The following is a 6,333-nucleotide window of genomic DNA, read 5'->3' on the forward strand; positions in this document are numbered from 1 at the left end:
AATGTTGGAAGATCGCATGATATCTGGGGAACAACAGGATACCGATCAGGAGATTGAGCTTAGTTTGCGACCAGAAACTCTGAAGCAGTATATTGGTCAGGATCAGGTGAAAAATAATCTAAGCATCTTCATTGAAGCGGCAAAAATGAGAAACGAGCCGCTTGATCATGCGTTGTTGTATGGACCTCCCGGTTTAGGTAAAACAACACTTGCTTCGATTATTGCAAATGAGATGGGCGTACAGTTTCGGACAACAGCTGGTCCAGCCATTGAAAGAGCCGGGGACTTAGCAGCGATTCTATCATCATTGGAACCAGGAGATGTTCTTTTCATTGATGAAATCCATCGCCTTCCACGTTCTGTTGAAGAAGTCCTCTATCCTGCAATGGAAGATTTTTGTCTTGATATTGTTGTAGGTACGGGTCCAAGCGCGCGATCCGTAAGACTTGACCTTCCGCCTTTCACTTTGGTCGGAGCCACGACTCGAGCCGGATTGCTTTCTGCCCCTCTGAGGGATCGTTTCGGAGTGCACAGCCGTCTGGAATATTATGATACGAAGGCGCTCTGTGCAATTGTAGAACGGACAGCAGAAATCCTTTCTGTTGAAATCGATGCTGCGGCAGCTGTCGAAGTGGCACGTCGTTCGAGAGGGACACCAAGAATTGCCAACCGCTTGTTGAAGCGTGTCCGCGATATTGCTCAGGTAAAAGGGGAGACTGTCATCAGCAAGGAAACGACGCAGGAAGCACTCGAAATGCTTCAAGTAGATGCGGAAGGTCTTGATTTTATCGACCACAAGCTGCTGAAAGGAATCATGGACAGCTTCCAGGGGGGGCCCGTAGGTTTGGATACGATAGCCGCAACGATTGGAGAAGAGCCTCAGACCATCGAGGACGTTTATGAGCCTTTCCTTCTGCAAATTGGTTATATCCAACGAACGCCTAGAGGCCGGGTGGTCACACCGAAAGCTTACGCTCACTTCAACAGGGAGGTGCCTGGCTCTTGACGGGCTTTGGTAAAATCTTTATTGTGATAGGGATTGTGTTCATCGTGATCGGAATTTTATGGAGTATATTTGGAAAGTTACCAGGTGACCTATCCTTTAAAAAAGGAAACGTCACGTTTTACTTTCCGATTATGACATCCATAATCGTGAGCATTGTCCTTTCGTTGATTTTCTATTTCATAAGGAAATTTTGATACATTAAACATAAGAATAGGGGATTCACATGGAAATTAAGCAATACGATTTTGATTTACCGGAAGAGCTGATCGCTCAAGTTCCATTGGAAGATCGGACAGCTTCCCGGCTCATGGTTTGTGATCGAACAGAGCAAACCATTGAACATCGTCATTTTTCTCAAATCACCGATTACTTAGAAAAAGGTGACTGCCTTGTATTAAATAATACGAAGGTTTTACCAGCTCGCTTATATGGAGCTAAAGAGGGGACCGGTGGGAAAGTCGAGGTTCTTCTTCTTCACCAGACTGAAGATGATGAGTGGGACGTGCTTGTCAAACCCGCGAAAAAGGTGAAAGTAGGTACAAAGATTGTCTTCGGAGAAGGGAAACTTGTAGCCGAGTGTACGGAACTGCAGGAGCATGGAGGACGCAAGGTCAAATTCCGCTACGAAGGTATTTTTCTTGAAGTATTGGAATCTCTGGGAGAGATGCCTTTGCCTCCGTACATCAAAGAGCAATTGTCTGATAGAGATCGATATCAGACCGTCTATGCGAAAGAAGAAGGCTCAGCAGCTGCTCCTACAGCCGGATTGCACTTTACCGAAGAACTGTTGGAGGATTTGCAGGCAAAGGGAATTGAAATTGCTTATTTGACGCTTCACGTAGGGCTTGGCACCTTCCGACCTGTCAGTGTAGATCAAGTGGAGGAACATGATATGCATGCCGAGTTCTATCAGTTGAGTGAAGAAACAGCCAATCAGCTGAATGCTGTCAAAGAAAGAGGCGGAAGGATCATATCTGTTGGGACGACCTCAACGAGAACCCTCGAGACGATTATCCGTGATCACGGAACATTCAAAGAGGCAAGCGGTTGGACGGATATCTTCATTTATCCCCCTCAACAGCTAAAAGCCATCGATGGATTAATTACAAACTTCCATTTGCCGAAGTCCACATTAATCATGCTGGTAAGCGCCTTTGCTGGACGCGATTTTATTTTGGAAGCCTATAAACAGGCAGTAGAAGAAAGGTATCGCTTCTTCAGTTTTGGAGATGCGATGTTCATTAAATGATCTTATGGATCAAGAGTGAGAAAGGGTAGAAATCATGGCAATCACATATGAATTGATTAAAACATGTAAGCAGACAGGCGCACGTCTAGGAAAGGTCCATACTCCACACGGGTCATTTGAAACACCGATGTTTATGCCTGTCGGTACACTAGCAACTGTAAAGACAATGAGTCCGGAAGAGTTAGAGCGCATGGGCGCACAAATCATCCTCTCGAATACGTATCACCTGTGGCTCCGTCCCGGAGAAGACATCATTGAAGAGGCGGGCGGTCTTCACAAGTTCATGAACTGGAACGGATCTATCCTAACCGATTCTGGCGGATTCCAAGTCTTCAGTTTGAGTGATCTTAGAAAGATTGAAGAGGAAGGTGTCCATTTCCGTAACCATATTAGTGGAGAAAAGCTTTTCTTATCTCCGGAAAAAGCAATGCACATTCAAAATGCCCTTGGACCGGATATTATGATGGCCTTTGATGAGTGTCCCCCATATCCAGCCGAGCATAAGTACATGAAAGATTCTGTCGAGCGTACAAGCCGGTGGGCTGAGCGTTGCTTGGAAGCACACAAGCGTCCGCATGATCAGGGCTTGTTCGGAATCATCCAAGGTGGAGAGTATGAAGACCTCCGCCGTCAGAGTGCTCGGGACCTGACATCCATGGACTTTCCGGGTTATGCGATCGGGGGACTGTCTGTGGGTGAACCGAAGGACGTCATGAACCGTGTGCTTGAATTCACTACGCCTCTTATGCCGGATCAAAAGCCCCGTTACCTGATGGGTGTTGGTTCACCGGACTCCTTAATTGATGGAAGCATCAGGGGCATTGATATGTTTGACTGTGTGCTCCCAACACGAATTGCAAGAAATGGGACGCTGATGACCTCTGAGGGAAGACTCGTGGTGAGAAACGCGAAATTCGCGCGTGATTTCCGTCCAATTGATGAGAATTGTGATTGCCACACATGCCGAAATTACAGCCGGGCTTATATCCGCCATTTAGTCAAAGCTAACGAAACATTCGGTTTCAGACTTACGACTTATCATAATCTTTATTTTCTGTTAAACTTAATGAGGCAAGTGCGTGAAGCCATTAGAGAAGATCGACTCGGTGACTTTAGAGAAGAATTCTTTGAAATGTATGGTTTCAACAAACCAAACGCAAAGAACTTTTAGAAAGGGGGAAAATAAATGGATACATTAGTGGGTTTATTGCCAATTATTCTAATGTTTGTCATTTTCTATTTCCTATTGATTCGACCGCAGCAAAAGAAACAGAAGCAAGTACAACAAATGCAGTCGGACCTCCAAAAAGGCGATAGAGTTATAACAATCGGAGGACTTCACGGAACGATTCATGCGATTGATGAAGGTACTCTTGTAATTTCTGTACAAGATGGTACTCAACTGAAATTCGATCGTTCGTCCGTACGTGAAAAATTGAGCTAATCAAATGCAATCCCGCTACATATCCTTGTAGCGGGATTTTACGTTTTATCATCTTTTTACAGTTTTTCGCGGTAGGTTGACCCCTATCATTCCTCCAAGCCAGGCCGCAAGAACCAGTCCTCCAAAATAACTCAACTGAGGCAGGGACACCCAGGAGTTTTCAAAAACAACCTGAAATAAAATCATGGCGCTGACGAAGATCAGCCCTGTCATCCCTCCAGAGAGCCATCCCTTTTGCTCCCCCTTATAGGCAGCGAGCATGCCCCCAATGGCGAGTATGCTAATACCGGCGACTAATGCCATTTGATTGAGCGTTTCATATTCCATTCCAGTGAACCTTAGTAAAAGTGCTAATACGCCAGCAAACACAATCATGAGAATAAAAATAGAGCCGACTCCATACCCCAGGACCCCTGACAATAGCTTTTTCATCCTATCCCCCCTTGATATGCTTGTCACTTTTATCTATATGCACGAAAACTCTATAGATAGAAGCAGATATTTTCCTCTGGACTTGAATAAGTATTAGTAAAGTCCGTCCAAAAAGGGGAAGATCTATGTCAACTGTACTCGCAATCCTTATCTTTGTAGCTAGCTATGTACTGATTATGACGGAGAAGTTAAACCGTGCACTGGTAGCTGTAGCAGGTGGCGTACTTCTTTTAATGACAAAGATTTATGAGTGGGAACAAGCATTTGGTTTTATAGACTGGGATACCGTTGCCCTCCTTTTTTCTATGATGGTGTTGGTTTCTATCACAAAAAAGACAGGAATTTTCACTTTTTTAGCTATTTGGTTAGCGCAGCTTGTAAAAGGAAGGCCTGTTCCTCTGTTGCTAGTAACCGCTCTGTTTACTGCGGTGGGGTCTGCTTTTTTAGATAATGTTACGACGGTCCTCTTGTTTGTACCTGTGTTATTAACACTCGTAGATCGCTTGAAGCTACCGGCATTTCCCTATCTCATCATGACGATTTTCAGCTCTAACATTGGGGGGACCGCTACGCTTATTGGTGACCCACCGAACATTATGATCGGACAGGCGGTGGACCATTTCAGCTTTGTTTCCTTCCTTTATCATCTAGGTCCGGTGGTATTAATTATCTTTATCCTCGTAACAATAGGCGTCATCTTGTTGTTCCGCAAAGGCCTTTCGTATGATCAGGCATTAGCCGAAGATTTAATGAGAGTAGATGCAAAAGAACACTTGAAAATGTCTCCATTGCTCTTCCAATCCATCTCAGTCATGCTTCTTACCATCGTCGGTTTCATGATGCATCCATTTATCCATATGGATATTACGACTATTGCCGTCAGTGGAGCACTCTTATTGTTGTTTTTGTCTGAGAAAGAGCTTGATGTTGAACATGTCTTTCAAGAAGTTGAATGGGTGACATTATTTTTCTTCATGGGCTTGTTTATGCTTGTAGGTGGATTAGAGACGGTTGGAGTCATTGATGAATTAGCTAGAGGAATGGTATGGATCTCTGGCGGGGATATGCCGGTCACTTCGATGGTGATGCTTTGGAGTGCAGGAATCCTTTCGGGTGTAGTTGACAATATACCGTTCGTTGCCGCTATGATTCCTGTCGTTCAAGAACTTCAAGGATATGGAATGATGAACGTTGATCCAGTCTGGTGGTCTTTAGCGCTAGGGGCATGTCTTGGAGGAAACGGCACACTTGTCGGAGCATCCGCCAATGTGGTTGTTGCCGGCTTAGCTGCCAGCCATAATAAACCGATTCCTTTCATAAAGTTCTCCCTTTACGGCTTTCCGGTTTTAATCCTTTCCTTAGTGGTATCATCCATTTACGTCTGGTTCCGCTATTTGCTTCCATTCCTCTAATAAAACAGGAAAAATAGGTGATGTTAACTAGAGGGAAACCTTTAGGAAAGGTTGTGCTCGGATTGCTCGTATTCAGCATTATCATTCGCACGCTTATCACCTATTTGATCATCCTTTTTGTTTTTCGATTTATGGGAAAAAGAGAAATTGGTGAACTTAGTGTTATGGATCTGGTCGTATTTATTATGCTCGCTGAAATTGCGGTCTTTCTTATCGAAAATCCAAGTGAAGCTATTTGGAAAGCCATCGTCCCCATGGCTGTCCTCCTTGCGATTCAAATAGGGAGTGCATGGATTTCTTTGAAAAACCAGCGGTTTAGAAATTGGTTCGATGGAAAACCTTCCATCATTATTAAACATGGAAAAGTAGATGAAAAAGAGATGAGACGGCAACGTTATAATTTCAACGATTTGTTATTACAATTACGAGAACATGGCATTCAACAAGTCGGAGACGTTGCTTACGCTATTTTGGAACCATCAGGGAAGCTGTCTGTATTCGAAACGAAAGATGACGGAAGCTCTGATTATGCAGTTGTATTAATTGCTGATGGCGAAGTGCAATACAGTGGCCTTCAAACAATTCGAAAAAACAAACAGTGGCTTGTAAATGAAGTCCGAAAACAAGGATTTCATTCTTTCAAGGAAATATCTTTATGTACCATCAACGACCAGGGCGAAGTCCAAATTGACCAAAACAACGAATTCCAATAAACCATCTCATTAAAGAAGAGAATAGAGTTATTAAACTAACTGGCAGGTTTCTTGAAGACTCAGTTTCGAGACTTTTA

8 protein-coding genes are annotated in these 6,333 nt (G+C 43.9%); 7 read left to right on the top strand and 1 reads right to left on the bottom strand.

Annotated features, from left to right (window positions below; translation table 11 throughout):
- Positions 1-4 precede the first annotated feature (4 nt).
- Genes ruvB through yajC form a run of 5 tightly spaced genes read left to right on the top strand, consistent with a single transcriptional unit; the run spans position 5 to position 3,699 of the window.
- The gene (gene ruvB, locus HFA01_RS01015) at positions 5-1,006 is read left to right on the top strand and encodes a Holliday junction branch migration DNA helicase RuvB (protein ID WP_146812732.1); all 1,002 of its coding nucleotides are present in this window, start codon (positions 5-7) and stop codon (positions 1,004-1,006) included.
- A complete protein-coding gene (locus HFA01_RS01020; RefSeq protein WP_146812733.1) occupies positions 1,003-1,200 on the top strand; it encodes a DUF2905 domain-containing protein in 198 nt (65 codons plus the stop codon). Before ruvB ends, HFA01_RS01020 begins: the two co-directional genes overlap by 4 nt.
- Before the next feature lie 29 nt (positions 1,201-1,229).
- Positions 1,230-2,255, top strand: a complete 1,026-nt coding sequence (gene queA, locus HFA01_RS01025; protein ID WP_146812734.1) for a tRNA preQ1(34) S-adenosylmethionine ribosyltransferase-isomerase QueA — start codon at positions 1,230-1,232, stop codon at positions 2,253-2,255.
- Positions 2,256-2,286: 31 nt separating this feature from the next.
- Complete coding sequence (gene tgt / locus HFA01_RS01030) at positions 2,287-3,426, top strand: tRNA guanosine(34) transglycosylase Tgt (protein ID WP_146812735.1); 1,140 nt, start codon at positions 2,287-2,289, stop codon at positions 3,424-3,426.
- A 15-nt stretch (positions 3,427-3,441) separates the two neighbouring features.
- Positions 3,442-3,699 carry a preprotein translocase subunit YajC gene (yajC, locus tag HFA01_RS01035; protein ID WP_089652641.1) on the top strand — a complete coding sequence of 86 codons (258 nt, stop codon included), beginning with the start codon at positions 3,442-3,444 and terminating at the stop codon, positions 3,697-3,699.
- Between the two features lie 48 nt (positions 3,700-3,747).
- Here the strand turns inward: yajC and HFA01_RS01040 are convergent, their stop codons facing one another.
- Positions 3,748-4,131: a TIGR04086 family membrane protein gene (locus HFA01_RS01040; RefSeq protein ID WP_146812736.1), complete on the bottom strand. Its 384-nt coding sequence runs from the start codon at positions 4,129-4,131 to the stop codon at positions 3,748-3,750.
- 125 nt (positions 4,132-4,256) lie between these two features.
- Here HFA01_RS01040 and HFA01_RS01045 point away from each other — a divergent pair, with 125 nt between their 5' ends.
- Together HFA01_RS01045 and HFA01_RS01050 are read left to right on the top strand one after the other, a co-directional pair.
- Positions 4,257-5,543 carry an ArsB/NhaD family transporter gene (locus HFA01_RS01045; RefSeq protein ID WP_146812737.1) on the top strand — a complete coding sequence of 429 codons (1,287 nt, stop codon included), beginning with the start codon at positions 4,257-4,259 and terminating at the stop codon, positions 5,541-5,543.
- Positions 5,544-5,563: 20 nt separating this feature from the next.
- Entirely contained in the window at positions 5,564-6,256 is a 693-nt protein-coding gene (locus HFA01_RS01050) for a DUF421 domain-containing protein (protein ID WP_146812744.1), read from the top strand.
- The last annotated feature ends 77 nt before the right edge of the window (positions 6,257-6,333 follow it).

The sequence above is a fragment of the Halobacillus faecis genome (genome assembly GCF_007991335.1).
Taxonomy (GTDB): domain Bacteria; phylum Bacillota; class Bacilli; order Bacillales; family Halobacillaceae; genus Halobacillus; species Halobacillus faecis.

Coding starts and splice junctions, on each gene's coding strand:
- queA (WP_146812734.1), top strand. CDS start 1,230: ATGGAAATTAAGCAATACGATTTTGATTTACCGGAAGAGCTGATCGCT.
- yajC (WP_089652641.1), top strand. CDS start 3,442: ATGGATACATTAGTGGGTTTATTGCCAATTATTCTAATGTTTGTCATT.
- HFA01_RS01040 (WP_146812736.1), bottom strand. CDS start 4,131: ATGAAAAAGCTATTGTCAGGGGTCCTGGGGTATGGAGTCGGCTCTATT.
- HFA01_RS01045 (WP_146812737.1), top strand. CDS start 4,257: ATGTCAACTGTACTCGCAATCCTTATCTTTGTAGCTAGCTATGTACTG.
- HFA01_RS01050 (WP_146812744.1), top strand. CDS start 5,564: ATGTTAACTAGAGGGAAACCTTTAGGAAAGGTTGTGCTCGGATTGCTC.